The 25,515-nt window shown below is 63.9% G+C and carries 23 protein-coding genes; 11 read left to right on the top strand and 12 right to left on the bottom strand.

Annotated features, from left to right (window positions below; translation table 11 throughout):
* The 7 genes from iolB to NCR35_RS10605 form a co-directional block, all read right to left on the bottom strand.
* Positions 1-807 carry a 5-deoxy-glucuronate isomerase gene (gene iolB / locus NCR35_RS10635; RefSeq protein WP_250534329.1) on the bottom strand — a complete coding sequence of 269 codons (807 nt, stop codon included), beginning with the start codon at positions 805-807 and terminating at the stop codon, positions 1-3.
* The gene (iolE, locus tag NCR35_RS10630; RefSeq protein WP_250534328.1) at positions 804-1,706 is read right to left on the bottom strand and encodes a myo-inosose-2 dehydratase; all 903 of its coding nucleotides are present in this window, start codon (positions 1,704-1,706) and stop codon (positions 804-806) included. The genes iolB and iolE overlap by 4 nt, the downstream gene beginning before the upstream one ends.
* Before the next feature lie 23 nt (positions 1,707-1,729).
* Positions 1,730-3,598: a 3D-(3,5/4)-trihydroxycyclohexane-1,2-dione acylhydrolase (decyclizing) gene (iolD, locus tag NCR35_RS10625; protein ID WP_250534327.1), complete on the bottom strand. Its 1,869-nt coding sequence runs from the start codon at positions 3,596-3,598 to the stop codon at positions 1,730-1,732.
* On the bottom strand, positions 3,595-5,601 hold the full coding sequence (locus tag NCR35_RS10620; RefSeq protein WP_250534326.1) for a bifunctional 5-dehydro-2-deoxygluconokinase/5-dehydro-2-deoxyphosphogluconate aldolase: 2,007 nt from the start codon (positions 5,599-5,601) through the stop codon (positions 3,595-3,597). Before NCR35_RS10620 ends, iolD begins: the two co-directional genes overlap by 4 nt.
* 17 nt (positions 5,602-5,618) lie before the next feature.
* Positions 5,619-6,407 carry an ATP-binding cassette domain-containing protein gene (locus tag NCR35_RS10615; protein WP_370650540.1) on the bottom strand — a complete coding sequence of 263 codons (789 nt, stop codon included), beginning with the start codon at positions 6,405-6,407 and terminating at the stop codon, positions 5,619-5,621.
* Positions 6,408-6,418: 11 nt separating this feature from the next.
* Complete coding sequence (locus NCR35_RS10610; RefSeq protein ID WP_250534325.1) at positions 6,419-7,588, bottom strand: ABC transporter permease; 1,170 nt, start codon at positions 7,586-7,588, stop codon at positions 6,419-6,421.
* Positions 7,589-7,729: 141 nt separating this feature from the next.
* Positions 7,730-8,782 carry a sugar ABC transporter substrate-binding protein gene (locus NCR35_RS10605; RefSeq protein ID WP_175944318.1) on the bottom strand — a complete coding sequence of 351 codons (1,053 nt, stop codon included), beginning with the start codon at positions 8,780-8,782 and terminating at the stop codon, positions 7,730-7,732.
* A gap of 228 nt (positions 8,783-9,010) precedes the next feature.
* Between NCR35_RS10605 and NCR35_RS10600 the strand changes: the two genes are divergently transcribed.
* The 3 genes from NCR35_RS10600 to NCR35_RS10590 are packed head-to-tail and all read left to right on the top strand — an operon-like array spanning position 9,011 to position 11,905.
* Positions 9,011-9,889, top strand: a complete 879-nt coding sequence (locus NCR35_RS10600) for a MurR/RpiR family transcriptional regulator (protein WP_175944317.1) — start codon at positions 9,011-9,013, stop codon at positions 9,887-9,889.
* Entirely contained in the window at positions 9,879-10,883 is a 1,005-nt protein-coding gene (gene iolG / locus NCR35_RS10595) for an inositol 2-dehydrogenase (protein ID WP_250534324.1), read from the top strand. The genes NCR35_RS10600 and iolG overlap by 11 nt, the downstream gene beginning before the upstream one ends.
* A 5-nt stretch (positions 10,884-10,888) precedes the next feature.
* Positions 10,889-11,905, top strand: a complete 1,017-nt coding sequence (locus NCR35_RS10590; RefSeq protein ID WP_250534706.1) for a Gfo/Idh/MocA family oxidoreductase — start codon at positions 10,889-10,891, stop codon at positions 11,903-11,905.
* A gap of 42 nt (positions 11,906-11,947) precedes the next feature.
* Here the strand turns inward: NCR35_RS10590 and NCR35_RS10585 are convergent, their stop codons facing one another.
* Complete coding sequence (locus tag NCR35_RS10585; protein WP_250534323.1) at positions 11,948-12,283, bottom strand: helix-turn-helix domain-containing protein; 336 nt, start codon at positions 12,281-12,283, stop codon at positions 11,948-11,950.
* A complete protein-coding gene (locus NCR35_RS10580; protein ID WP_250534322.1) occupies positions 12,280-12,624 on the bottom strand; it encodes a type II toxin-antitoxin system RelE/ParE family toxin in 345 nt (114 codons plus the stop codon). Before NCR35_RS10580 ends, NCR35_RS10585 begins: the two co-directional genes overlap by 4 nt.
* A gap of 228 nt (positions 12,625-12,852) precedes the next feature.
* Here NCR35_RS10580 and NCR35_RS10575 point away from each other — a divergent pair, with 228 nt between their 5' ends.
* Positions 12,853-13,080, top strand: coding sequence for a sulfurtransferase TusA family protein (locus NCR35_RS10575; RefSeq protein WP_206466644.1), 228 nt, complete (start codon positions 12,853-12,855; stop codon positions 13,078-13,080).
* A 71-nt stretch (positions 13,081-13,151) separates the two neighbouring features.
* On the opposite strand, the gene galU is transcribed toward NCR35_RS10575, so the two are convergent.
* Both galU and NCR35_RS10565 read right to left on the bottom strand, forming a co-directional pair.
* Positions 13,152-14,033, bottom strand: a complete 882-nt coding sequence (galU, locus tag NCR35_RS10570; protein WP_248320158.1) for a UTP--glucose-1-phosphate uridylyltransferase GalU — start codon at positions 14,031-14,033, stop codon at positions 13,152-13,154.
* A gap of 85 nt (positions 14,034-14,118) precedes the next feature.
* Complete coding sequence (locus tag NCR35_RS10565) at positions 14,119-16,986, bottom strand: valine--tRNA ligase (protein WP_250534321.1); 2,868 nt, start codon at positions 16,984-16,986, stop codon at positions 14,119-14,121.
* A 208-nt stretch (positions 16,987-17,194) separates the two neighbouring features.
* Between NCR35_RS10565 and NCR35_RS10560 the strand changes: the two genes are divergently transcribed.
* The 7 genes from NCR35_RS10560 (at position 17,195) to NCR35_RS10530 (ending at position 24,195) form a co-directional block, all read left to right on the top strand.
* Positions 17,195-19,549 (top strand): UvrD-helicase domain-containing protein, encoded by a 2,355-nt coding sequence (locus NCR35_RS10560; RefSeq protein ID WP_250534320.1) that lies wholly within the window; start codon positions 17,195-17,197, stop codon positions 19,547-19,549.
* A complete protein-coding gene (locus tag NCR35_RS10555; protein WP_250534319.1) occupies positions 19,507-20,298 on the top strand; it encodes a 5'-methylthioadenosine/adenosylhomocysteine nucleosidase in 792 nt (263 codons plus the stop codon). The genes NCR35_RS10560 and NCR35_RS10555 overlap by 43 nt, the downstream gene beginning before the upstream one ends.
* A 184-nt stretch (positions 20,299-20,482) precedes the next feature.
* On the top strand, positions 20,483-20,743 hold the full coding sequence (locus tag NCR35_RS10550) for a hypothetical protein (protein WP_250534318.1): 261 nt from the start codon (positions 20,483-20,485) through the stop codon (positions 20,741-20,743).
* A gap of 38 nt (positions 20,744-20,781) precedes the next feature.
* The gene (locus NCR35_RS10545) at positions 20,782-21,204 is read left to right on the top strand and encodes a hypothetical protein (protein WP_250534317.1); all 423 of its coding nucleotides are present in this window, start codon (positions 20,782-20,784) and stop codon (positions 21,202-21,204) included.
* Positions 21,205-21,339: 135 nt separating this feature from the next.
* Entirely contained in the window at positions 21,340-23,244 is a 1,905-nt protein-coding gene (locus NCR35_RS10540) for a propionate--CoA ligase (RefSeq protein WP_250534316.1), read from the top strand.
* A 115-nt stretch (positions 23,245-23,359) separates the two neighbouring features.
* Positions 23,360-23,752 carry a BPSL0067 family protein gene (locus NCR35_RS10535; RefSeq protein WP_244846841.1) on the top strand — a complete coding sequence of 131 codons (393 nt, stop codon included), beginning with the start codon at positions 23,360-23,362 and terminating at the stop codon, positions 23,750-23,752.
* Positions 23,749-24,195 carry an STY0301 family protein gene (locus tag NCR35_RS10530; RefSeq protein WP_350029198.1) on the top strand — a complete coding sequence of 149 codons (447 nt, stop codon included), beginning with the start codon at positions 23,749-23,751 and terminating at the stop codon, positions 24,193-24,195. The genes NCR35_RS10535 and NCR35_RS10530 overlap by 4 nt, the downstream gene beginning before the upstream one ends.
* A 65-nt stretch (positions 24,196-24,260) precedes the next feature.
* On the opposite strand, the gene NCR35_RS10525 is transcribed toward NCR35_RS10530, so the two are convergent.
* Positions 24,261-25,511 (bottom strand): MFS transporter, encoded by a 1,251-nt coding sequence (locus NCR35_RS10525; RefSeq protein WP_250534314.1) that lies wholly within the window; start codon positions 25,509-25,511, stop codon positions 24,261-24,263.
* Positions 25,512-25,515 lie beyond the last annotated feature (4 nt).

The raw sequence follows: 25,515 nt of genomic DNA, 5'->3' as shown, positions 1-25,515 counted from the left end.
TCAACCTTTGCTGTCGCGCTCCACGATCCATTCGTGCTTCGGATCGTTCTTGAAGTGCCACGTCCGTTTGTCGCCCGCCATCACGTTCAGATAGTAGTTGTCGTAGCCATACGGCACGACGACCGGATGATAGCCGCGCGGCACCATCACGACATCGTGATCTTCCACGGCCATGGTTTCGTCGAGATCGCGTTCGTCGGTATAGACGCGCTGGAATGCAAAGCCTTGCGGCGGATTCAAGCGATGATAATACGTCTCTTCGAGCGCGCTTTCAGTTGGTACGTTATACTGATCATGTTTATGCGGAGGATAACTCGATGCATGTCCGCCGGGCGTTCTCACTTCCACCACGAGCAGCGACTCGGCAGTTTCGGTTTGCGGAAGAATATCGCAGACGTAGCGCGTATTCGCGTGTTTGCCGCGCGTCGAGCGTTTCATCTGCGAAGGCTCGATCAAACGCGGTGGATAAAGCCCCGTTGCAGGCGCGCTTGCCACCGCAAGCTCCGTTTCGCGCTCGGCGCGCACGATGGCGGCGAGCTTCGGCGGCACATAGACCGCATACGGCGCGGCGTCTTCGAACACGCTGTCGCGCGATCCGATGGACTGCCAATGCTCGTCGCCGGCTTCGATGCTCACCGTCCCCGTCAGCACGACGATGCAGCTTTCGCGATCCGCGTCGTACACGTGCACGACATCGTCCGCATCCATGCGATACGCGGCGAAGCCCACATGCTTCCAGCCCGCGGAATCCGGTGTGACGCGCGCGATGGTCTGCCCTTCGCGCGATGCTTTCACTAGCAGGCTCATGCCGCCTCCTTGTACGTTGCATCGACGAGTGCGCGCAGCGTGCGATAGCCCTTGTCGGCATACGCATAGCTCGGCGCAATCACGGGATCCTGCTCCGCTTCGACCACGAGCCAGCCGCGATAGTCATGCGCAGCCAGACACGCGACGATGCCTGGATAATCCACCGCGCCGTCGCCCGGCACGGTGAACGCGCCGTTGATGACCGCATCGAGAAAGCTCCAGTTGCGGTTACGCGCGAGCTTCACGATATCAGTCCGCACGTCCTTGCAATGCACATGGCATACGCGCGCGATGTGCTTTTGCAGCACGCTCAACGCATCGCCGCCGGCAAACGTGATATGGCCTGCATCGAAGAGCAGGCCGACGTCATCGCTCGTCAGCATCATCAAACGGTCCACGTCGGCCGGCGTCTCGACATACGCGCCCATGTGATGATGATAGGCGACGCGCACGCCCTTAGAAAGCGTGTATTCGGCAAAGCGGTTCAGCCGCTCGGCGTATTGCGACCATTGCGCATCCGAGAAGAAGCGCGGACGCTGATACAGCGGACGAGGCGCGCCTTGAATCGAATCCGCGACTTCGCCATAGACCATGACGCTCGCGCCGTTTTGCGCAAGCAGGTCGAGATGCGGGCCTGCAGCTTCCATCTCTTCTTCGACGCTGCGTCGCGCGAGCTGGCCGGAATACCAGCCGGAGACGAGCGCGAGGTCGTATTGCGCGAGCAGCGCCTTCAACGCTTGCGGTTCGCGCGGGAACTTGTTGCCGAGCTCGAAGCCTTCATAGCCGATGCGCTTGCCTTCGGTCAGCGCGACCGAAAGCGGCGTCTCGCCGCCGAGTGAAGGCAAGTCGTCGTTCATCCATGACAAGGGATTGATGCCGATGCGGACATTCAGGGGCATGGTGTCGTGTCCTTTGTTGATGCTTAGTCGATGTTGCCTGCGCGAGCCTTCAGCGCGCGTTCATACTTCGCACGCGCGGACATGACCGCATCGCGATCCGAGACTTCGGGCACCGCCACTTCCCACCACCATCCGCCTTCTTCGGTGGTGCGGGCGGGATCGGTGTCGATCGAGATCAGATAGCTGCGGTCCGCGGCGCGTGCGCGCTTCATCGCGTCCTGCAGTTCATTGACGTTGGCTACGTGTTCCGCGAGCGCGCCCATCGAACGCGCGTGCATGGCGAAGTCGATATGCGGCGCGCCCGCTTCTCCTTGCTTGCAATCGTCGAGCAGGTTGTTGAACGGCGCGCCGCCGCACGCCTGCTGCAAGCGGTTGATGCAGCCATAGCCGCGATTGTCGAGCAGCACGACGATCAGCTTGGCGCCTAGCATCACCGATGTAGCAAGCTCGCTATTCATCATCAGATAGCTGCCGTCGCCGACGATCACGATCACTTCGCGTTCGGGCCGCGCGAGCTTCACGCCGAGGCCGCCCGCGATTTCATAGCCCATGCACGAATAGCCGTATTCGACGTGATAGCCGCCCGGCGCGCCCGTGCGCCACAGCTTCTGCAAGTCGGCGGGCAGCGTGCCCGCGGCGCAGACGACGATATCGTCGGCCGGCGATGCATCGTGCGAGCGTTGCACCGCGCCGATCACCTCGGCTTCGCGCGGCAAGCGGCCGTCCGGCGGCGGCGTGTTCGTCACGTGCGCGACGGTCTCGCGCCAATCGTTCGCAAGACGCTGCGCACGCGTGGTCCATTCGGGCGCGGCACGCCAGTCGCCAAGCGCCTGCGATAGCGCATCGAGCGCGAGACGCGCATCCGCTTCGACGGCCACGGCGTTTTGCTTTAGTGCATCGAATGGATTGGCGTTGATGGCGAGAAGCCTGGCCGCTGTGAAGAGCGTGTTCGATCCGGTCGTGAAGTCCTGCAAGCGCGTGCCGACGGCAAGCACGCAATCGCTCGCGTGCGCCAGTTCGTTCGCGGACGACGATCCCGTCACGCCGATGCCGCCCACGTTCAACGCGTCGTCCCATGCGAGCGCGCCCTTGCCGGCCTGCGTTTCCGCGACCGGAATGCCGTGCTTGTGCGCGAAGTCGCGCAGCGCCTCGGTGGCGAGGCCATACAACACGCCGCCGCCCGACACGATCATCGGCTCGCGTGATCCACGCAGCAACGCGGCGGCACGCTCGATCTCGCGCGACGATGCGGCCGGCGCATGGAACTCGACTACACGCGGCTCGAAGAACGAAGCAGGGTAGTCATACGCCATCGCCTGCACGTCTTGCGGCAGCGCGAGCGTCACGGGTCCGCATTGCGCGGCATCGGTCAACACGCGAATGGCGCGCGGCAACGCGCTCAACAATTGCGCGGGATGCACGATGCGATCGAAGTAACGCGACACGGCCTTGAGCGCATCGTTGGCCGATGCCCCGCCATCATGCGCATCTTCGACTTGCTGCAACACCGGATCAGGCGCGCGCGAGACGAAGATATCGCCGGGCAAGAGCAGCACCGGCAAGCGGTTCACATGCGCGAGCGCGGCCGCTGTGACGAGATTCGTCGCGCCCGGGCCGATGGAGGTCGTCACCGCCATCATGCGGCGCCGCATGTGCGCCTTGGCGAAGGCAATCGCGCTATGCGCCATCGCCTGCTCGTTATGCGCGCGATACGTCGGCAATTCCTCGCGATGCCGGTACAGCGCCTCGCCCATGCCCGCGACATTGCCGTGTCCGAAGATCGCGAAGACGCCGCCGAACAGCGGCTCGCCGTGTTCAGTGCGCAGTGCCGCAAGATAGCGCACGAGCGCCTGCGCGGCGGTCAGTCTGATGGTGGAAGCCACTGGGTTCATGCGGCTTGCTCCTGGGTTGCGTGAAGGGTCTTGATATCGGCTGTCGTGTCCTGCGATGCGCGCGCATCGCGCCATGCCGCGATCAAGGTCTCGAACGTGCGGCGCACGCGGGCGATGAGTTCGTCGTCGCTTATCTCGCCCGCAAGCCATGCGTGGCTCGGCTCATGAAAGATGGTGCGGCCTACCGTGAAGCCTTTGCATGTCTTCGACGAAGCCGCTTGCCTGAAGCCATCGCGCAACTGATCGACGCCCGCGGACAATCCCAGCAACACGACGCCGCGACAGTACGGATCGCGCTCGGCGATGAGGCTATCGACAGCTTGCCATTGCGCGGCGCTCATCGGTTCGAGCTTCCACCATTCGGGGTATAACTGAAGGTTATAGAGCCGCTTCAGCGCGCGATACGCTGTGTCGTCCGCGACGAGCGGTCCGTTCTTCGGCACGATCACTTCGAACAGCAGTTCGTGGCCGCTTGCCTGCACTGCATCGTATAGCGCGCGCAACTGCGCTTCCTGTTCGAGGCGCACGTCGTGCGGATGATCCGGGTGATAGTGAACCAGGCACTTCACCACATGCTCGCGCGGCCATTCGACGAGCGTCGTGCCGACCGATCGGCCATGATCGAAGACGAGCGGCATGGAGCCGGGCAACTCCACCGGCCGGCCGATCCACCAGCCGCGCCCCGTTGCCGCGTTCAGCGCATCCTGTCCATAGCGGTCGTCGATCAACACGCCGATACGCCCTTCGAGTTGCAGTTCTTTTTCCGTCTGCGCGACCGCTTCGACGAACAAGCCCTTGAGCGTCGAGATACGTGCTTCGCTTGCGCCCGTTTGCTGCGCGAGTTCGAAGAACTGGTTGCGATGATCGAACGCGAAGCCCAGCACTTCGTCCCATGCCTTGCGCGCAGGGCTCACGCGATGCAGCCGTGCGAGCGTCGCATCGCGGTCGGGGCGAGGCATGCGCGCCGGGTCTTGTTTTGCTGCGGCGAGGAAATAGTCGAGTTCGGCGGGCGTCGGCATGGCGGGCGCGCAGCCGTGTCGCGAAACGACGAGCGCGCCGCATGCATTCGCCGCGCTCGCGCAGGCTTCGAGCGGCGCATCGCGCAGCCATCCGGAGAGGAAGCCGGAGGCGAACGCATCGCCTGCGCCGAGCACGTTCAGCACTTCCACTTCGACGCCGCCGTGAATGGGCGCATCGTCGATGGAAGCGGGCACCGCGCCTTCGATGATCGAGCATCCGAGCGGCCCGCGCTTCACCACGAGCGTCGCGCTCGTGGCGGTGCGCACCATCGTCAGCGCATCGATGAGACGGTCCTTGCCGCCCGCGATACGGAACTCTTCTTCGGTGCCGATCACGAGATCCATCAGCCGCAAGATGCGCTGCAAATGCGCGGTCACGCCTTCGTTGGCGACAAAGCGCGTCTCACCATCGGCCTTGCCCGTGAGGCCCCACAGCACCGGCCGATAGTCGATGTCGAGTATCGTGCGAACCTGATTGCGTCGCGCATATTCCAGCGCGCGGCGGCTCGTGCGATTCACGTGCTCCGTCGAGAAGTGCGTGCCCGTGATGAGCAGTGCTTTCGATGACGCGATATACGCTTCGTCGAAATCGCTTTCGTCGACGGCCATGTCCGCGCAGTTCTCGCGATAGAAGACGAGCGGAAACGTATCGCGATCTTCTATGCCGAGCAGCACGAGCGCGGTCAGCCGCTCGGGATCGGTTCGAACATGGCTGATATCGCAGCCTTCGCGCGCAAGCGTTTCGGTGAGAAAGCGCCCCATGTGGTCGTTGCCGACGCGCGCCAGCATCGACGACTTGAGCCCGAGCCGCGCGCAGCCGAACGCGATGTTCGCCGACGATCCGCCGAGATATTTCGCAAACGTCGATACGTCTTCGAGCCGCGCGCCCACTTGCTGCGCATAGAGATCGACGGCGAGACGCCCGAGGCACACGATATCGCGCGTGCGGTCCGGCGCGAAGCGGGAAGTGTTTTGTGCAGGCATGAATGATGTCCTCGGTATCAGATGGTCGCGCCTTCGAGTTCGCCGATCATCTTCTGCATCTCCGCGCCGCCCGCCATCATGTCGAGCACTTCGTTCTTCGTGATGGTGTCCTTCGTGAAGGTGCCCATCGAACGGCCGCGGTTGAGCAGCGTGAAGGAATCGCCGATCGGATACGCGTGGTGCACGTTATGCGTGATGAAGATCACGGAGATGCCTTTCGCGCGCGCCTTGTGAATGAGCTTGAGCACATTGAAGCTCTGCTTCACGCCGAGCGCGGCGGTCGGTTCGTCCAGGATCAGCACGCGCGCGCCGAAGTGAATGGCGCGCGCAATCGCGAGACATTGCTTCTCGCCACCGGACATGGTGCCGATGGGCTGATGTGCATCGCGCACGTTGATGCCCATTTCCGCGAGCTTGGCGCGCGACGTTTCGGCGGCGAGGTCGAGGTCCATCACGCTGAATAGGCCGAAACGCTTCTTCTGCGGCTCGCGTCCCATGAAGAAGTTGCGCGCGACCGACAGCAGCGGCACGAGCGCGAGGTCCTGATACACCGTCGCGATGCCGAGGTCGAGCGCCTCTTTCGGCGATTCGAAATGCACGGGCTTGCCATCGACCAGATACTGGCCGGCAGAGGGCGCATGCACGCCTGCCAGCGTCTTGATGAGCGTGGACTTGCCCGCGCCGTTATCGCCGAGCAGACAGTGCACTTCGCCGCGTTTGAGCCGCAACGTGACGCCGTTAAGCGCGATCACCTTGCCGAAGAACTTGCTGACGTTTTCCAGCGCGAGAATGTTGTCGTCGTTCATGGCGGTGGTCCTCATTGCGCCTGCGACACGCGGCGGCGCACGTAGTGATTGAAGAGCACGGCGATCAGCAGCATCACGCCGAGAAACACGCGGAACCAGTCGGAGCTGACGTTCGTGTAGGTGATGCCGATCTGCACGACGCCGAAGATTAGGGCTCCGAAGCATGCGCCGACGACCGAGCCGTAACCGCCCGTCAGCAAGGTCCCGCCGATGACCGCCGCGATGATCGCTTCGAATTCCTTCTGCAAGCCGCGGTCCGCCGCCGCCGAGCCGATGTCGCACACCTGCAGCACGGCGAAGAGGCACGAGCAGAACGCGGTCAGCACGAAGAGCGAGATCTTCACGCGCTTGACCGGCACGCCGACGTTCTTCGCGGCGTTCGCATCGCCGCCGACCGCGAGAATCCAGTTGCCGTAGCGCGTTTTTGCAAGCACGAACGCGCCGATCGCCGCAAGCACGAGCCACCAGATGATGACCTTCGGGATGCCGGGCACGAGCGGCTCGCCGCTATCGAGCAGCTTGCCGATGCCCAGATGCGCGAGCCACGTGAAGAAGCCGTGCAGCGCGACGCCATGAAAGAACGTATCGGCGACCCAGTCCTTCTGCGCGAGATCGCCGACGCCGGAGATGATCGTGCGGTCCGCAAACATGATCGAAAGCGCGAGCGTCAGGCCGCGCAGAATGAACAGAAACGCGAGCGTGACGATGAACGATGGCAGGCGCGTGCGCATCACGAGATAGCCGTTGAGCGCGCCGAGCAGCATCGACGCGGCGAACGCGAACAGAATCGCGAGCGAGATCGGCCAGTGGAAATAGACCGAAGGCAGCGCGACCATCATGCCGGCGAAGCCGATCATCGAGCCGATGGACAGGTCGAACTCGCCCGCGATCATCAAGAGGCACGCGCCGACAGCGAGCAGGCCTAAGTAAGCGGCGACCTGGGACCAGTTCATCACGCCGTCGAGGTTGAACATGCCCGACGAACCCGCGCCGAAGCCGAACACGATGAAAACCAGCACCGTGCCCGATATCGCCGCGAATTCCGGGCGATTCAGCAGATGCCCGAACCACGACTGCCGGCGTACCCGCTCGTCCGATGGCCTGTCCTTGTCGGTCGCAGCGTCGGCGCTGTCGTGCTGAGGATTCGCGTGTGGAGGATAGTGCTTGCCGGCTACGCCCATGATGGCTCCTTGAAACGATCACTAATGCGGTACGGATGCGTGCGGTCCTGCCGCGTCCGCGAACGGACGCAGCAGCATTGTCGTGTTGGAGAAAAGCGGGCGGCTCGCGTGACGCGCCGCCCGAAGAAGGTCAGCCGTGCATCAGCGGTACTGCCCGGCGTACTTCACGACCTTGTCGAGATTGTCTTTAGTGATGAAGCCCGGGCCCGAGCGAATGTTCTTCGGCCCGTACGACGGCTGCAAGCCATACGTCTCGAGGCGCGCCTTGAACTTCGGGTTCGCTTCGAGAAGCTGGCGGATCTTCGCCGGATCGGTGGTGTGCTCCTTCTTCACGATGGCGAGCACCGCGACCGGAATGTAGCCCTGCAAGTACGGCTGCTGGTCGATGGCGAACTTGATCGTGCCGTCCTTGATCGCCTTCGCGATGTCGTCGGAGAAGTCGAAGGTCACGAAATAGACCTTGTTTTGCAGGCCCATTTGCGTGACGGCCTTGAGCGTCGCGGAAGCGGGCGTCGGTCCGAGCGTGAGAATGGCCTGCGTGTCCGGATGATTGCGCAGGAACGCCGAGACCTTCGACTGGATCTCGGTCGGGTCCTGTCCCGAGTCGACCGTGGACGCCTTGTAGTCCACGCCGATGGCATCGGCGAAACCGCGGCAACGGTCGAACGACACGGTGTTCGTCGCGATATGGTTCACGCACAGGAACGACTTCACGCCGGCCGCTTTCGCCTTCTCGCCCGCCGCCTTTCCCGCCACGTATTCCGGCTGACCGATGTGCATGATCGCGCCCAGTTGCGCGCTTTGTTCCTCGGTGCCCGAGTTGATCGTGACGAGCGGAATCTTCTTGGCCGTGACCTTGTTGAGCGCGCTTTTCAGCACGTCGAAGTCCGCGATCGTCGTGATGACGCCGTCGTAATTGCGCGCCGCGGCCTGTTCGATGAGGCGCGCCATGTCGGCGATGTCCCCGTTGGGCGGATTGCGATAGTCGGTCTGGACGTTGAAGTCCTCGTCCGCCTGTTTGATCGCGTTCTTGATGGTGTTCCACCACGAGTCCGAGTCCGGCGCGTGGCTGATGAGCACGAATCTGGCGTCCGGCGCCGCGTGAGCGGGGGACGTCGTGAACAACGCGGCGCTGCACAGCGCAGCAGCAGCCGCCAGCGCGCGCAGCGCGGCCCGACCGTTGCAAAGGGTCATTGTCTCCACCTATCTCGGTTGTTGTCTGGTGTGATTTTCTGGCGAGCCGTTCGAGGGCCAGGAGGCCGCTCAACCATGCTCACGAGCAAGAGTAGGTCAGTTTTCGGCGGTCTGCAATAGATATTTCAACGGTGCGACAAATGGAAAATGCTTTCCAAATTGCAGGCGGGCTTTCTATAATCGGCTGCACCGGCGCTCGCTTTCGGGCGCCGACGAACCGGGCTTTCCATGCAGGATGAAACCAGTACCGACGTCCTTTCCGTCGATGACCTGATGCAGCGGATCACCGATGCATACGACTCGCTGCCGCGCCAGTTGAAGAGCGTGGCGTCGTATATCGAGCAGCATCGGCAGAGCGTGATGATGGACCGCACGAGCGATATCGCCGCGTCGTGCGGCGTGCATCCGTCAGCGGTCGTGCGTTTTGCGCAGCGCTTCGGCTTCTCCGGCTTCTCCGACCTTCAGGCGGTGTTCCGGCAGGCGTACGCGGGCGGCAGCACGGCGCAGAGCTATCAGCAGCGCATTCGCAAGCTGATCGACGAGAAAGCCGGCGTCGCTTCGGGCGTTTCCGTGGCGCGCGAATTCATCGCGGCGAGCCGCGCGGGCCTCGACGAACTCGAAGCGGGTCTGGACGACGCGCAGTTCGAAGCCGCCGTCGAGATGCTGGAGAAGGCGGAGAACATCTATGTGATCGGCGTGCGCCGGTCCTTCGCGGTGGCGAGCTACATCGTCTATGCGCTCGGCCATACGAAAAAGCGCGTGCATCTGATCTCGGGCGTCGGCGGCATGTTCCGCGAACAGATCCGCAGCGTGAAGAAGGGCGACGTGCTCATCGCGATCAGCTTCGCGCCGTACGGCAAGGAGACGCAATACTGCGTGCGCGCGGCGCAGCATCACGGCGCGGCGACGCTCGTCATTACCGATAGCCAGCTTTCGCCGCTCGCGCGCCATGCGAGCGCGAGTCTGCTCGTGAAGGAGGGCAGCGCGTTCGCGTTTCGCTCGCTCACGAGCACCATCTGCCTGTGCCAGGCGCTTTTCATCGCGCTCGCGTACCGGCTCGAATTGAACGTCGAAGAATCCAGGGAGACAGGCGGTTATGACGATTGACGTGGCGGTGTTTGGGGCGGGGCGCATCGGCAAGATTCACGCGGCGAATCTGGCGCGGCAGCCGGGCGTGCGGCTGAAGTATGTCGTCGATGTGAACCGTGACGCGGCGGCCGCGCTTGCGGAACAGCACGGCGCGCAAGTAGCCGATATCGACGGCGCAATGGGCGATGCGGCGATCGGCGCGACCGTCGTGTGTTCGAGCACGGACACGCACGCGGACCTCATCATGCAGTCGGCGTCACAAGGCAAGCACGTGTTCTGTGAAAAGCCGGTGGACCTGACGCTCGAACGCGCGCGCGCCTGCGCCGACGCCGTTGAACGCGCGCGCGTCGTGTGCATGATCGGCTTTCAGCGGCGCTTCGATCCGACGTTCTCGGCGCTGAAGGCGCGCGTCGATGCGGGCGAGATCGGCGATCCGGAAATGCTGATCGTCACGAGCCGCGATCCGGGCGCGCCGCCTGTCGAATACATCAAGCATTCGGGCGGCATCTTCAAGGACATGCTGATCCACGATTTCGACATCTTCCGCTGGATGCTCGACGACGAAGCCGAGACGCTGCACGCGACCGGCAGTTGCCTCTCCGATCCGGCTATCGCGGATGCCGGCGATATCGATTCGACCGCGGTCACGATCCGCACGAAGCGCGGCCGCCTGTGCCAGATCAACACGGCGCGGCGCGCGGCGTATGGCTACGATCAGCGGTTCGAGTTGCTCGGCAGCGCGGGCATGCTGCAGGCGGGCAATGTGCGGCCGACGGAAGTGACCGCGTATTCGAAGACGTCCGTCTCGACGGACGTGCCCGAAGCGTTCTTCCTCGAACGCTACCGCGCGGCGTATGCGCTGGAAATCGCGCATTTCTTCGATGCCGTGAATCACGGCAAGCCGGTGCGCACGACGGTCGCCGATGGCCTGAAGGCGCTGGAGCTGGCCGAAGCCGCGACGCTTTCGTGGCGCGAGAAGCGCATCGTGCGGCTTGCGGAGCAAGCAGCGTGAGCGCGGTGCGCGTGGTGCGCGTGGGGATCGTCGGGCTCGGCCGGCTCGGCCGGCGCCACGCGGAGAACCTCGCGTGGCATGTGCCGGGCGCGAAGCTCGTTGCCGCGTGCAGTCCCGTCGACGAGGAACGCGCGTGGGCGCGAGAACGCTTGCCGGAGCTTGCGCTCTATGCCGACTACGACGCGCTGCTCGCCGACGCATCGGTGGATGCCGTGTGGCTCGTCACGCCGACCTCGCTGCACGCGCGGCAGATCATCGCCGCGCTGGAGGCGGGCAAGCACGTCTTCTGCGAGAAGCCGCTCTCGCTCGATCTCGCCGAATGCGACCGCGTGATCGAAGCGCACGCGCGGCATCCGCAGCTTCACGTGATGATCGGCTTCGTGCGCCGCTTCGACGCGAGTTACCGCGATGCTTTCGAGCAGGTCGGGAAGGGCGCGATCGGCCGGCCGTTCATGGTGCGCTCGCAGACCTGCGACAAGAACGACCCCGACGGTTTCTTCGTGCGCTTCGCGCCGACTTCGGGCGGACTCTTTCTCGATTGCAGCGTGCACGACATCGACCTCGCGCGCTGGATGCTCGGCAATCCGCGTGCGAAGCGCGTGTTCGCGAGCGGCACCATCGCGATTCACGAGGGCTTGCGCGAATGCGGCGACATCGACAACGGTGTGGGCGTCGTCGAATTCGACGATGGCCGGCTCGCCGTGTTCTACGCCTCGCGCACGATGGCGCACGGGCATGATACGCAGACCGAAGTAATCGGCACGGCGGGGGCGTTGTCGGTGGGGCGCAATCCGCGGCTGGATCGCGTCGAAATCGCCGATGAGCACGGCATGCGCAACGCGTGCACGCCGACGTTCTTCGAGCGTTTCGAGGAGGCGTTCTTGCGCGAGGCGCAGGCGTTCGTCGCGTTGCTGAACGACGGCACGCCGACCGGTCTCACGCTGAACGATGCGCGAGAGGCGACGCGCATCGGGATTGCGCTGCGGGAAGCGTATGGGAGTGGGCGGCCGGTGGATCTTTGAGCGCTGCGGAGCGCATCGCCCGCATTCGCGTTGATACCGCCGTCAGCCGACGACCAGTGTGACCGGCTTGCCTATGCGGGCGAGCATTTCCACGAGCGAGTCGATGGTGAACTTGCTCGACTTCTTGTTGACGACGTCCGATACACGTGGCCGGGTGACGTGGAGAATTTCGGCGGCATCGGCTTGCTTCAGATTTTGGGCTTCGATCCAGGCCGCCAGCTCGTCCATGAGTTGCTCTTTGAGCAGCAGCGTCTGACCGATGAGCGCCTGCGATTCGGCTTGATACCGGAGTGCTTCCGCTGGCGCAAAACCAAGCTCTGCGAAGATGTTCGCTCCTCGCTTGGTCACGTGCCGGACTTTGGTGTCGACCTTGTTCATGTTCGTGCCTTTCTTTCCCGAACAATCGCCCGATAGCGAGCGGCGGCGATTTCCTTGTCGTGCGTGGATGTCGCTTGCGATTTCTTTTGGAAGCAATGCAATACGAAAACCGCTTCTTCGAACTTCGCTACGTACATAACGCGAAAGATTCCGCTTGTGTCCTTGATGCGGATCTCCCGCACACCGGGGCCAACATCGTCGAAGGGCTTCCAGTCTTCGGGATCGAGCCCGACTTGCAGACGGCCAAGTTGGAAGCCTGCTTCGCGCCGTGCCGCAGAGGGAAACTCAAGGATGTCGTCGTAGGACGAGCCGACCCAGCGGATTTCTTTCTCATCGGTCATTGTACAAAATTTTATACAGCTCCGCCGACGCACGCGGTCGAAAGGCGCCGGGCACGCAGAGACTGCGAAGGTTGGTGAACGAGAGCCGAAAAATCTATCCGCTGGCACTAGAGGCGTGAAGTGGAAAACTCCCCAGCGAGAAGAGGGAAGACAACGAGCGGCCAGCCGGTGCATCTCCAACCGCTGCGTTAAAATCGAACCACCAGGCACACGGAAGGTTCAATCGCGATGGAAGTTCACAAGGAAGTCGACGCACGCGGGCTCAACTGCCCGTTGCCGATTCTGCGGGCGAAGAAGGCGCTGGCCGACATGACGAGCGGCCAGATTTTGAAAGTACTCGCGACCGACCCCGGCTCGCAGCGCGATTTCGCCGCGTTCGCCAAGCAGACCGGCAATGAAATCGTCGAGTCCAGCTCGCAGGACAAGACGTTTATCTTCTTGATGCGGCGCCGCTGAAAATCAGGCGCAGAAGCAAAATGCCCGTCACGAGAGTGACGGGCATTTTTTTGTGCGAAGGCCGTTGACGCTTACCCTTCGAGAACCGGCGAACGCGTGCGCAGATATTCTTCGAAGTCCTTCGCCACTTCCGGATGGCGCAGCGCGAATTCGACCGTCGCCTTCAGATAGCCGAGCTTGCTGCCGCAATCGAAACGCGTGCCGTGATACTTGTACGCGAGCACTTGCTCATCCGACAGCAGCGACTGAATCGCATCCGTCAGTTGCAGCTCGCCGCCCGCGCCGGGCTTGAGCGCGCGGATGTGATCGAAAATGCGCGGCTTCAGCACATAGCGGCCGACCACGCCCAGGTTCGACGGCGCCACCGCCGGCTCCGGCTTCTCGACGATGCCCGACAGCTTGACGATGTTGTCTTCCCACTCCTTGCCGTCGATGATGCCGTACGACTTCGTGTCTTGCGGCGGGATCTCTTCCACGCCGATCACCGAGCTGTGATAGTGGTCGAACACCTCGATCATCTGCGACATGACGGGCGGCTTGCCGTAAAGCAAGTCGTCCGCGAGGATCACGGCAAACGGGTTGTCGCCGACGAGCTTTTCGGCGCACAACACCGCGTGGCCGAGGCCGAGCGCTTCGGCCTGACGCACATAGAAGCAGTCCACGTGGCTCGGCTTGATGCTGCGCACGAGCTCCAGGAGCTTCTCTTTGCCGCGCGCCTCCAGCTCGGCTTCGATCTCGTAGGACTTGTCGAAATGATCCTCGATGGCGCGCTTGCTGCGGCCGGTGACGAAGATCATTTCGGTGATGCCGGCGGCCATTGCTTCTTCGACCGCATACTGAATCAGCGGCTTGTCGACGACCGGCAGCATTTCCTTCGGGCTAGCCTTGGTCGCGGGGAGGAACCGCGTGCCGAGACCCGCAACGGGAAAAACCGCTTTGGTAACTTTTAGCATGTGATGACCCTGATCCTCTTAATCATTTAGAACATCGAGTGAAGCGACTGAACAGGGCGTAAAAACGACTCCCATTAAACTTCCATCACACGGGCAGTCGCAATAATTGCGCCTGAAGCTTCTCGATAGTGGTCTTGTATTCTGCCAGCCTTTTGCGCTCCTGTTCAACGACAGCGGCCGGCGCCTTTGCAACAAAGCTTTCATTGCCCAGCTTCGCGTTACATTTGACGATCTCGCCGCCAAGACGTTCGACTTCCTTCGTCAAACGCTCGCGTTCCGCGGCCACGTCGATCTCGACTTTCAGCACCAGCTTGTGCGTGCCGACGATCGCCACCGGCGCGCCATGCGCTTCTTTATCGAGCGCGGCTTCGTCGTCGATGATCTTCACTTCCGCGAGACGCGCGAGCGCCGCGATGTAGGGCGCGAACGACGAAAGACGCGCGGCGTCGCCATGCGCGAGCAAGGGCACCTTCACCGCGGGCGACAGGTTCATTTCGCCACGCAGATTACGACATGCGTCGATCACTGCTTTCAGTTCGGCGGCCCACTGTTCAGCGGATTCATCCAGCTTTTTCGTCTCGGCGCGCGGATATGGCTGCGTCATGATCGACGCTTCGCCTTCATTCGCGCCCGCCGGGTACGCGTCCGTCAACGGGGCGACCTTCTGCCACAACGCTTCCGTGATGAACGGAATGACCGGATGCGCCAAACGCAGCACCGTCTCCAGCACGCGCAAGAGCGTGCGGCGCGTGGCGCGCTGCTGCTCGGGCGTGCCGTTCTGAATCTGCACCTTCGCGAGTTCGAGGTACCAGTCGCAGTACTCGTCCCACACGAACTTGTAAATCGCGCTTGCGACATTGTCGAAGCGATAGTCCGCGAAGCCCTTCTCGACTTCCGCTTCCACGCGCTGAAGCAGCGACACGATCCAGCGGTCCGCCTTCGAGAAGTCGGTGTAGCCGCCGGGTCCGCAATCGCCGGGCTTGCAGCCGGCCACGTTCGCGAAACCGCAATCGTGGCCTTCGCAATTCATCAAGACGAAACGCGTGGCGTTCCAGAGCTTGTTGCAGAAGTTGCGATACCCCTCGCAGCGTGCCAGATCAAAATTCACATTGCGACCGAGCGTGGCCATCGACGCCATCGTGAAGCGCAGCGCATCCGTGCCGAACGCCGGAATGCCGTCGGGGAATTCCTTGCGCGTCTTCTTCTCGATCTGCGCGGCCTGCTTCGGAATCATGAGGCCGCTCGTGCGCTTGGCGACGAGCGTTTCGAGGTCGATGCCATCCACGATGTCGATCGGGTCGAGCGTGTTGCCCTTGCTCTTCGACATCTTCTGGCCTTCCGCGTCGCGCACGAGGCCATGCACGTAGACGGTTTCGAAGGGCACCTTGCCGGTGAAATGCGTGGTCATCATCACCATCCGGGCGACCCAGAAGAAGATGATGTCGAAGCCCGTCACGAGCACCGAGGAAGGCAGGAACGCCTTCAGTTCCTTCGTCTCGTTCGGCCAGCCGAGCGACGAGAAGGGCACGAGCGCGGACGAAAACCACGTGTCGAGCACGTCGTCGTCGCGCTTGAGCGAGCCGGTGTAACCCTGGCGCTCGGCGTCCGCGCGGGCTTCTTCCTCGGTCTTCGCGACGAAGATTTCGCCGTTCTCGCCGTACCACGCGGGAATTTGATGCCCCCACCACAACTGACGCGAGATGCACCAGTCCTGAATATTCTCGAGCCACTGATAGTAGGTCGTGGTCCAATTCTCCGGCACGAACTTGATCTCGCCATTGCGCACGACATCGAGCGCGGTCTCTGCAATCGACTTGCCCGGGTTGAACGTGCCTTCGGGCGCGGGTTTGCTCATCGCGACGAACCATTGGTCGGTCAGCATCGGCTCGATGACGACGCCCGTGCGGTCGCCGCGCGGCACCATCAGCTTGTGCGGCTTGACGGAATCGAGCAGACCTTGCGCTTCGAGATCGGCGACGACCTGCTTGCGCGCCTCGAACCGGTCCATGCCGCGATATTTCTCGGGCGCGTTGTCGTTGATCTTCGCGTCGAGCGTGAGGATTTCGATTTGCGGCAGCTTGTGGCGCTGGCCGACCGCGTAGTCGTTGAAGTCGTGCGCGGGCGTGACCTTCACGACGCCGGTGCCGAACTCGCGGTCCACGTAGTCGTCCGCGATCACGGGAATCTCGCGGTCACACAGCGGCAGCACGACGCTCTTGCCGATCAGATGCGCATAACGCTCGTCTTCCGGATGCACCATCACGGCGACGTCGCCGAGCATGGTTTCGGGGCGCGTCGTCGCGACCGTGAGATGCCCAGAGCCGTCCGGCAGCGGATACTTGATGTGCCACAGGCTGCCGTTCTCTTCCTCGCTCACGACTTCGAGATCGGACACGGCCGTGCCGAGCACCGGGTCCCAGTTCACGAGCCGCTTGCCGCGATAGATGAGCCCTTGCTTGTAGAGCGTGACAAAGACGTCGCGCACGGCGGCGGACATCTTGTCGTCCATCGTGAAGTATTCGCGCGACCAGTCGATCGACGCGCCGAGCCTGCGCACCTGCCGCGTGATGGTGGAGCCGGACTCCTGCTTCCACGCCCACACGCGCTTCAGAAACTCTTCGCGGCCCAGGTCGTGGCGCGAGATGCCTTGCGCGTCGAGCTGTCGTTCCACGACGATCTGCGTCGCGATGCCCGCGTGGTCCGTGCCCGGCACCCACAGCGTGTTTTCGCCGAGCATGCGGTGATAGCGCGTGAGGCCATCCATGATGGTCTGGTTGAACGCGTGCCCCATATGCAGCGTGCCGGTGACGTTCGGCGGCGGCAGTTGAATGGAGAAGTTCTTGGCACCTTCCTTGAAGGTCGGCGCGGAATAGCCGCGTTTCTCCCATTCCGGGCCCCACTGGGACTCGATGTTCTGGGGCTCGAAACTCTTCGCAAGCGTGCTGTCGCTCATCGTGAAATCTGCCGAAAAATGCGTGAAAAGATGCGGGGTAATCACCGATTATAAGGTTTGGACCGCGCAATCGGACGAATCCGGGCGCGGCCGGTCCGCGGCCGCGAACGGCTCGCCGGGCGACGCCATCGGCGCGGTCTTATAATGGTCGGCTCGCCGGCGACTTCGTGCCGGCTTCTTCGGTGCGCTTGCCGCCGCTCACTTTCCCATGCCCGATTTACTCGCCAACCTCAATCCCGAACAGCTCGCCGCCGTGACGCTGCCGAACGAGCCCGCGCTGATCCTCGCGGGCGCGGGCAGCGGCAAGACGCGCGTGCTCATCACCCGCATCGCGTGGCTCATCCAGCAGGGTTACGCATCGCCGCAGACCATTCTCGCCGTCACGTTCACGAACAAGGCCGCGCGCGAGATGATGTCACGCCTGTCGGCGCTCTTGCCCATCGACACGCGCGGCATGTGGATCGGCACGTTCCACGGCCTCTGCAACCGCATGTTGCGCGCGCATTACCGCGACGCGGGCCTGCCGCAGTCGTTCCAGATTCTCGATACGGCGGACCAGCTTTCCGCGATCAAGCGGCTCATGAAGGGCCTGAACGTCGACGACGAGAAGTATCCGGCGAAGAATCTCCAGTACTTCATCAACAACGCGAAGGAACAAGGGCTGCGGCCGAAAGACGTCGATGCGACCGACAACTTCAATCGCAAGTTCGTCGAGCTGTACGAGGCTTACGACCAGCAATGCCAGCGCGAAGGCGTCGTCGATTTTCCGGAGCTTCTGCTGCGCTGCTATGAACTGCTCGCGCACAACCCGCCGCTGCGCGCGCATTATCAGGCGCGCTTTCGCAATATCCTCGTCGACGAGTTTCAGGACACGAACAAGCTGCAATACGCGTGGCTGAAGCAGCTCGCCGGCGAGCACAACGCGATCTTCGCCGTGGGCGACGACGATCAGTCCATCTACGCGTTTCGCGGCGCGAACGTCGGCAACATGCACGATTTCGAGCGCGAGTTCCGCGTGCGCAATCTCATCAAGCTGGAGCAGAACTACCGCTCGCACGGCCATATTCTCGATACCGCTAATTATCTGATTGCGAACAACGCGCGGCGGCTCGGCAAGAATCTGCGCACGGACGCGGGGCACGGCGAGCCGGTGCGCGTCTACGAAGCCGCGACCGATTCGCAGGAAGCGGGCTGGATCGTCGAGGAAATCAAGGCGCTCATCAACACCGGCCTCGCGCGCGGCGAGATCGCGGTGCTGTATCGAAGCAATGCGCAGTCGCGCACCATCGAACATACGCTGGTGAACGCGGGCATCGCGTATCGCGTGTATGGCGGCTTGCGCTTCTTCGAGCGTCAGGAAATCAAGCACGCGCTCGCGTATCTGCGCCTCATCGACAACCCGAACGACGACACCGCGTTCGCGCGCGTCGTCAACTTTCCGACGCGCGGCATCGGTGCGCGTTCCATCGAGCAACTGGCCGACGCCGCGCGTCTCTACAACTGTTCGATGGCCGCCGCCGTGCCTTACGTGACCGGCAAGGCGGGATCGAGCCTCGGCGCGTTCGCGACGCTCATCGCGAAGATGCGCGCCGAAACGCAGCAGATGAGCCTGCCCGAAACCGTCGAATACGTCGTGCGCGCGAGCGGACTCGCCGCGTTCTACGAAACCGAGCGGGAAGGGCAGGACCGGCTCGAAAACTTGCAGGAACTGGTCAACGCGGCAGCGGCGTTCGTGAGCGAGGAAGGCTACGGGCTGGATACGCCCGCGCGATCCATTCCGCTGCGCCCCGGCGCGACCGCCGCGCAGGAGATCACGTCGGTCAGCGAGGACGGCGAGATCGAAGTGCTGGATGCGCCCGGCATCGCCGATCCCGCGCAGAATCCGGACACCATGACGCCGCTCGCGGGCTTCCTGTCGCATGCATCGCTCGAAGCGGGCGACAACCAGGCGCAAGCCGGGCAGGACGCCGTGCAGTTGATGACCGTCCACGCGGCGAAGGGGCTGGAGTTCACGGCGGTGTTCATCACCGGGCTCGAAGAAGGACTCTTTCCGCACGAAAACAGCGCGCAGGAATCCGACGGGCTGGAAGAAGAGCGGCGGCTCGCGTATGTCGCGATCACGCGGGCGAAGGAGCGGCTGTATCTGTCGTTCGCGCAGAGCCGCATGTTGCACGGCCAGACGCGCTACAACATCCGCTCGCGCTTCTTCGACGAACTGCCGGAAGGCTCGCTCAAATGGCTCACGCCCAAAGTGGAGGCGGGCGCGCGCTGGGGCGGCCGCGCCGACAACGCCGGCTGGGGCCGCGACTGGTTCGCGCGGCCGGGACAGGAACGCGGCGGTCCGTCGACGGCGAGCGCGGCGCTGCCGTCGTTCGCGAACGAACAGCGCGCGGCCGATACCGGCTTCAAGGTCGGGCAGGCCGTGTTCCACACGAAGTTCGGCGAGGGCACGGTGACCGCGCTCGAAGGTTCCGGCGCGGACGCCCGCGCGCAGGTGCGCTTCAAGCGTCACGGCGAGAAATGGCTCGCGCTCGCCGTGGCGAAGCTACAGGCGGTCGAGTGAAGCGGCTTGCGATCATGGCGGCGCTGCCGCAGGAACTGGGCGACCTCATCGCGCACATGCGGGGCGCGGGCGACGTGCGCACGGTCACGCTCGGCAAGCGCGAATATCACGTCGGCGAGGCGCACGGCGTGCCGGTGGTCGTGACGCTCGCGCGCATCGGCAAGGTCGCGGCGGCCGCGACGGCGAGCGCGCTCATCCACGTCTTCGGCGTCGATGCGATTCTCTTCACCGGCGTCGCGGGCGGCGTGCGGGCGGACGTGCGCGTGGGCGATATCGTCGTCGCGAACGCGCTGCTCCAGCACGATCTCGACGCGTCGCCGTTCTTCCCGCGCTACGAAGTGCCGCTGCTGGAGCGCACGCGTTTCGACGCCGACAGCGCGCTGTCGGACGCGCTCGCCGCCGCGGCGCTCGCGTTCATCGAAACCGAAGGCGATGCGCTCGCCGAGCGCTTCGCTGTCGTGCGGCCGCGCGTGCATCGCGGGCTGGTGGTGAGCGGCGACAAGTTCATCGCGAGCCACGAGGCAGTGAGCGCGTTGCGCGTTGCGCTGCCGGATGCGCTCGCGGTCGAGATGGAAGGCGCGGCGCTCGCGCAGGTCTGCTACGAGCACGGCGTGCCGTGCGCCGTTGTCCGCACCATTTCCGATACGGCCGATGCCGCCGCGCCCGCGTCCTTCGCGGAATTCTTGACGGCGATTGCGGGGATGTATTCGTCGGGGGTGTTGTCGCGGTTTTTGATGCGGGCTGCGTGAGGCGGTTGGCCGCTCGGTCAGTTTGAGCGGGGCCGTTGCTTGCACTGCTCGAACCACCGCAAGCAGCAGCGTGCGAATCGGCGGCTGCCACATCTTGCCGCATCCGTCCCATCACGCTTGTTATTGAGAATGATTCTCAATACAATGAGGTCATACATCGTGGATACACGACTGGAGGCCCAACGTGACCAACGATCCGAACTCCAACGCCGTAGCACACAGCGACCCGCCCGATGCGCACGCCGACCGCGCCATCGCAGCCAACGCCGCCAAAGTCCTGGAAACAACCCGCCGCGCGTGGGCCGAAGCGCCCGCCGCGCCGTCGCCCGCGAGCGTCGAATGCCCGCCGCCGCGCGCCGCGCGAAAAAAGCGCGTCGTGCCGCGCCGTTCCCGCTGGCCGAGTCTCGTCGCCGCCCTGAACGAATGGAGCCCGAAGCCGCTGTGACCGCCGCCGACCATACTTCCAAAGCTCTCGACACGTCCATGCTCGACGCAAGCCGCTTCCCGCTCGTGCGCGTGCGTCGCCGGGCGATGAAACCCGGCTACGCGTTCGCGTGGTCCGCGCAGATGCGCCGGCTGCTCGCGCTCGCGACGCCGTTCGTCATCGTCGCGGAACACAGCGACGACGAAACGCCCGACGACATCGCTCTGCGCGCTGCTTGGCTGCGCACGCATCGCGTGGCGCTTGCGGCGCACTGCCGCGGATTCATCGTGATCGAACCGCGCATCGAGGCCCGGGCGACGACGCGCGAAACGCTGCGCACGCTCACGCACGACAGCGGCGTGCGAACGGTCGTTGTATCGAGCATGCGCGTGGCAGGCGAACTCGCGCCGGTGCTGCTCAGGCACGGCGCGGCACCGGCCAGCGCGCCGCGATCGCGCAGACCGGAGAGCCGCGCCGTCTGAACCCGCGGACCGCTCACACCCACTCCCACGATCAGGGCGCGCCCTCTCTAGCCAGCCATTCGCCCGCTGCTCTATGCTGTGGAGCGAGTCGATTTGCATCGACTCGCCACCGCTTGCATCTTGCAGAGGACGCGCATGCCGACTTACCGAGAAGCGTATCGCCAGTCGATCGAAGAGCCCGAAGCGTTCTGGGCCGAACAGGCCCGCCGCATCCATTGGCAGACGCCGTTCGAACAGGTGCTCGATGCGAGCAACCCGCCGTTCGCGCGATGGTTCGTCGGCGGGCGCACGAACCTGTGCCATAACGCGGTCGATCGCCATCTCGCCTCGCGCGCGCAGCAGGACGCGCTCGTCTATGTCTCGACGGAAACGGGCATCGAGCGCCGCTACACGTATGCCGAACTGCACGCGGAAGTGAACCGCATGGCCGCCGTCATGCGCTCGCTCTCGGTCAAGAAGGGCGACCGCGTGCTCATCTACCTGCCGATGATCCCCGAGGCGCTGTTCGCGATGCTCGCGTGCGCGCGCATCGGCGCGATCCATTCGGTCGTGTTCGGCGGCTTCGCGGCGCCGAACCTCGCGGCGCGCATCGACGATGCCGAGCCCACGCTCATCGTCACCGCCGATGCGGGCGCGCGCGCGGGCAAGGTGATCGACTACACGCCGCTCGTCGACGAAGCGTTGTCGCGCGCCGAATTCAAGGTGCCCCAAGTGCTTTTGATCGACCGGCAGCTTGCGCCCGAGCGCCTCCAGGCGAGCTATCTGGTCGCGTACGAGCCGCTGCGCGAGCAATTCTTCGATGCCCACGTTCCCTGCGAATGGCTCGAATCGAACGAGCCGTCGTATGTGCTCTACACGTCCGGCACCACGGGCAAGCCGAAGGGCGTGCAGCGCGATGTCGGCGGTTATGCGGTCGCGCTCGCCGCGTCGATGGAGCATATCTTTCAGGGCGCGGCCGGCGACACGATGTTCACGGCATCGGACATCGGCTGGGTCGTGGGGCATAGCTACATCATCTATGCGCCGCTGATCGCGGGACTCACGACCGTCATGTACGAAGGCACGCCCGTTCGTCCGGATGGCGGCATCTGGTGGCGGCTCGTCGAGCAGCACAAGATCAACCTGATGTTCACCGCGCCCACCGCGATCCGCGTTCTGAAGAAGCAGGACCCGGCGCTGATGGCGAAATATGATCTGTCGAGCCTGCGCACGCTTTTTCTGGCGGGCGAGCCGCTCGACGAGCCCACCGCGCAGTGGATCCAGAGCGCGTTGCAGAAGCCCGTGATCGACAACTACTGGCAGACGGAAACCGGGTGGCCGATGCTGGCGATACCGCGCGGCATTGAGGCATTGCCGTCGAAGCTCGGCTCGCCGGGCGTGCCGTCGATGGGTTTCAACCTGACCTTGCGCAACGAGATGACCGGCGAGCCGTGCGCGCCGGGCGAGAAGGGCGTCGTGACGCTCGGCTATCCGCTGCCGCCGGGCTGCATGCAGACCGTCTGGCGCGACGACCGGCGTTTCGTCGAGACGTATTGGCAGAGCGTGCCGAACCAGATGGTCTATTCGACGTTCGACTGGGGCGTGCAGGACGAGGACGGCTACGTGTCGATACTCGGGCGCACCGACGACGTGATCAACGTGGCGGGGCATCGGCTGGGCACGCGCGAGATCGAAGAGGCGTTGTCGGCGCACGCGGCGGTCGCGGAAGTGGCGGTCGTCGGCGTGACGGATGCGCTCAAGGGGCAGACGGCGACGGCGTTCGTCGTGCTGCGCGACGCCGATCGCATCAATGCGCCGGGCGCGCGCGAAGGCATGGAAGCGGAGCTGTGCCACGCGGTCGATACGCAACTCGGCGCGATTGCGCGTCCGGCGCGCGTGCATTTCGTCTCGATGCTGCCGAAGACGCGATCGGGCAAGCTGCTGCGCCGCGCGATTGCCGCGCTGGCCGAAGGCCGCGATCCCGGCGATCTGCCGACGATCGAGGACGCCGGCGCGCTCGCGCAGATCCGGGCGGCGCTGGGAGCATCCGGCAAGCCATAAGGCAGACACGCGGCATTGATCTTACGCAAGCCACGCCGCAATTTAACGCTCGCGGGTGATATTGGCTGATGCGGTGGCGCATACGATCAGGAGACCTTTACAAAGGAGGGTCTCCATGTCATACCGATATTCCGACGCAGCCAGCCTGGAAGGCACCGACATGGTCGGATCGCACCAGTGCGTCGATCTGGTCAAGCACTATGCGCACGCGCCTGTCACCGCTTTGTGGCGCGAGGGGCAGCGCGTGCTCGACGCCACGTTGATTCCAGCGGGCACTGCCATCGCCACGTTCGTGGAGGGCAGATACCGTAGCCACGCTCACGGCAATCATGCCGCGCTTTTCCTGCGCCGCGAGGGCGATTGCATCTGGGTGATGGATCAATGGGCGAACGACGAAGACAACAAGCCGGTGGTCTCGTCGCGTGCGATTTGTCGGAAGGGGCGGCTGAAGAACGGCCACTACGCGGACCCGAGCAACAACGCGGACGCGTTCTCCATCATCGAATGAGGGCGCGCGTGAAGTCATGCAGCAAGCCTCGGATGTGGGCGGCAATCGGCGCTGCGCTTCTCGCGGCATCGGGTGCGGCTGCCGCCATGGAGATCGCATGCCCCGCGCGCGTGACGATGCAGCCGGCCGTCATCACCGATGCACCAGACGGATGGCAGCCGCAACAACGGCGCACGACGCTATCGGTGCAGGACGTCGTCGTGACGATCGGGCCGCCCGAGGAACGGCATGATCTGAAGCCGGACATCACGATGGTCAACGGCCGCAGGTCGTACAACTGGCGATTCGTCGCCGCCGAGAACGAGCACGGCGTCTGGCTATCGTGCGGATATGGCAACACGATACTGCTTTCGCAAAAGCTCTCGACGCCGGTAGCCCAGTGTCAGGCGCAGGAGCCCATCGTCGAAAACGGCTACAGGAAGCTCGTCATCACCTGTCGTTGAGCCTGCCCGCCAAGACAAACGCCCGGTCACGTTTCCATGACCGGGCGTTGTACGAAACACCTTGCTCAAGCCTTCGCGTCGTGGGTTCTAGGCAGAAACACCGTCAGCACGCCGATCAACGGCAAGAACGCACACAGCTTGTAGACATAGTCGATGCTCGTCACATCCGCGAGATGCCCGAGCACCGCCGCGCCGACGCCGCCCATCCCGAACGCGAAGCCGAAGAACAGGCCCGCGACCATTCCGACCTTGCCGGGAATCAGTTCCTGCGCGTAGACGAGAATCGCCGAGAACGCCGAGGCCAGCACGAGCCCGATCACCACCGACAGCACGCCGGTCCAGAACAGGTTCACATACGGCATCAGCAAGGTGAACGGCGCGACACCGAGAATCGATACCCAGATCACCGCCTTGCGTCCGACCTTGTCGCCCACCGGCCCGCCGATGATCGTCCCGGCCGCGACCGCCGCGAGGAACACGAACAGGTGAAGCTGCGCGGCTTGCACCGACACGCCGAACTTGCTGATCAGATAGAACGTGAAATAGCTCGTGATGCTCGCAAGGTAGAAGTACTTCGAGAAGACGAGCAGAACGAGCACGCTCATCGCCAGCATCACCTTCTCTCGCGGCAGCGCAGCGTGCGCCGCCTTCGCGCGGCCTTTCTTGACCGCCGGATGACGCTTGTACCAGCGGCCGATGTTCGCGAGCACGACCATCGCGAGCAGCGCCGCCGCCGAGAACCACGCGATCGAGCGCTGGCCGTGCGGAATCACGACGAGCGCGGCAAGCAGCGGTCCGAGCGACGAGCCCGCGTTGCCGCCCACCTGAAACAGCGACTGCGCGAGTCCGTGCTTGCCGCCCGACGCCATGCGCGCCACCCGCGACGATTCCGGATGGAACACCGACGAACCGCAGCCCACCAGCGCCGCCGCGATCAGCAACGTGCCGAAGTTGCCCGCAATCGACATCAGCAGAAGACCGGAGAGCGTGAAGCCCATGCCGACGGGCAGCGAATACGGTTTCGGGTGCTTGTCCGTGTACAGCCCGACGATCGGTTGCAAGAGCGACGCGGTGATCTGATACGTCAGCGTGATCAGGCCGATCTGCCCGAAGGTGAGCGCGAACTCGCTCTTGAACATGGGGTAGATCGCCAGAATCAGCGACTGAATCATGTCGTTGAGCAGATGCGAGAAGCTGATGGCGCCCAGCACGGAATACACGGTGCGCGGCGCTGGCACGGGCGCCGCGCTGGCCGCATTCACTGCCGACGCGCCGCCCGAACTCGGGAAGGCGCCTTTGTCGATGCTTGTTTGCATGGTT

Origin of the sequence: Caballeronia sp. AZ10_KS36, from assembly GCF_023631105.1 — a bacterium.
Classification (GTDB): Bacteria; Pseudomonadota; Gammaproteobacteria; order Burkholderiales; family Burkholderiaceae; genus Caballeronia.
This window is presented reverse-complemented; position numbering and strand designations above follow the sequence as displayed.

Coding starts and splice junctions, on each gene's coding strand:
- NCR35_RS10540 (WP_250534316.1), top strand. CDS start 21,340: ATGCCGACTTACCGAGAAGCGTATCGCCAGTCGATCGAAGAGCCCGAA.
- galU (WP_248320158.1), bottom strand. CDS start 14,033: ATGCTAAAAGTTACCAAAGCGGTTTTTCCCGTTGCGGGTCTCGGCACG.
- NCR35_RS10580 (WP_250534322.1), bottom strand. CDS start 12,624: ATGACCGATGAGAAAGAAATCCGCTGGGTCGGCTCGTCCTACGACGAC.
- NCR35_RS10525 (WP_250534314.1), bottom strand. CDS start 25,511: ATGCAAACAAGCATCGACAAAGGCGCCTTCCCGAGTTCGGGCGGCGCG.
- NCR35_RS10560 (WP_250534320.1), top strand. CDS start 17,195: ATGCCCGATTTACTCGCCAACCTCAATCCCGAACAGCTCGCCGCCGTG.
- iolG (WP_250534324.1), top strand. CDS start 9,879: ATGACGATTGACGTGGCGGTGTTTGGGGCGGGGCGCATCGGCAAGATT.
- iolB (WP_250534329.1), bottom strand. CDS start 807: ATGAGCCTGCTAGTGAAAGCATCGCGCGAAGGGCAGACCATCGCGCGC.
- NCR35_RS10545 (WP_250534317.1), top strand. CDS start 20,782: ATGCTCGACGCAAGCCGCTTCCCGCTCGTGCGCGTGCGTCGCCGGGCG.
- NCR35_RS10620 (WP_250534326.1), bottom strand. CDS start 5,601: ATGCCTGCACAAAACACTTCCCGCTTCGCGCCGGACCGCACGCGCGAT.
- iolD (WP_250534327.1), bottom strand. CDS start 3,598: ATGAACCCAGTGGCTTCCACCATCAGACTGACCGCCGCGCAGGCGCTC.
- NCR35_RS10585 (WP_250534323.1), bottom strand. CDS start 12,283: ATGAACAAGGTCGACACCAAAGTCCGGCACGTGACCAAGCGAGGAGCG.
- iolE (WP_250534328.1), bottom strand. CDS start 1,706: ATGCCCCTGAATGTCCGCATCGGCATCAATCCCTTGTCATGGATGAAC.
- NCR35_RS10605 (WP_175944318.1), bottom strand. CDS start 8,782: ATGACCCTTTGCAACGGTCGGGCCGCGCTGCGCGCGCTGGCGGCTGCT.
- NCR35_RS10530 (WP_350029198.1), top strand. CDS start 23,749: ATGAGGGCGCGCGTGAAGTCATGCAGCAAGCCTCGGATGTGGGCGGCA.
- NCR35_RS10600 (WP_175944317.1), top strand. CDS start 9,011: ATGCAGGATGAAACCAGTACCGACGTCCTTTCCGTCGATGACCTGATG.
- NCR35_RS10610 (WP_250534325.1), bottom strand. CDS start 7,588: ATGGGCGTAGCCGGCAAGCACTATCCTCCACACGCGAATCCTCAGCAC.
- NCR35_RS10555 (WP_250534319.1), top strand. CDS start 19,507: ATGGCTCGCGCTCGCCGTGGCGAAGCTACAGGCGGTCGAGTGAAGCGG.
- NCR35_RS10565 (WP_250534321.1), bottom strand. CDS start 16,986: ATGAGCGACAGCACGCTTGCGAAGAGTTTCGAGCCCCAGAACATCGAG.
- NCR35_RS10575 (WP_206466644.1), top strand. CDS start 12,853: ATGGAAGTTCACAAGGAAGTCGACGCACGCGGGCTCAACTGCCCGTTG.
- NCR35_RS10535 (WP_244846841.1), top strand. CDS start 23,360: ATGTCATACCGATATTCCGACGCAGCCAGCCTGGAAGGCACCGACATG.
- NCR35_RS10615 (WP_370650540.1), bottom strand. CDS start 6,407: ATGAACGACGACAACATTCTCGCGCTGGAAAACGTCAGCAAGTTCTTC.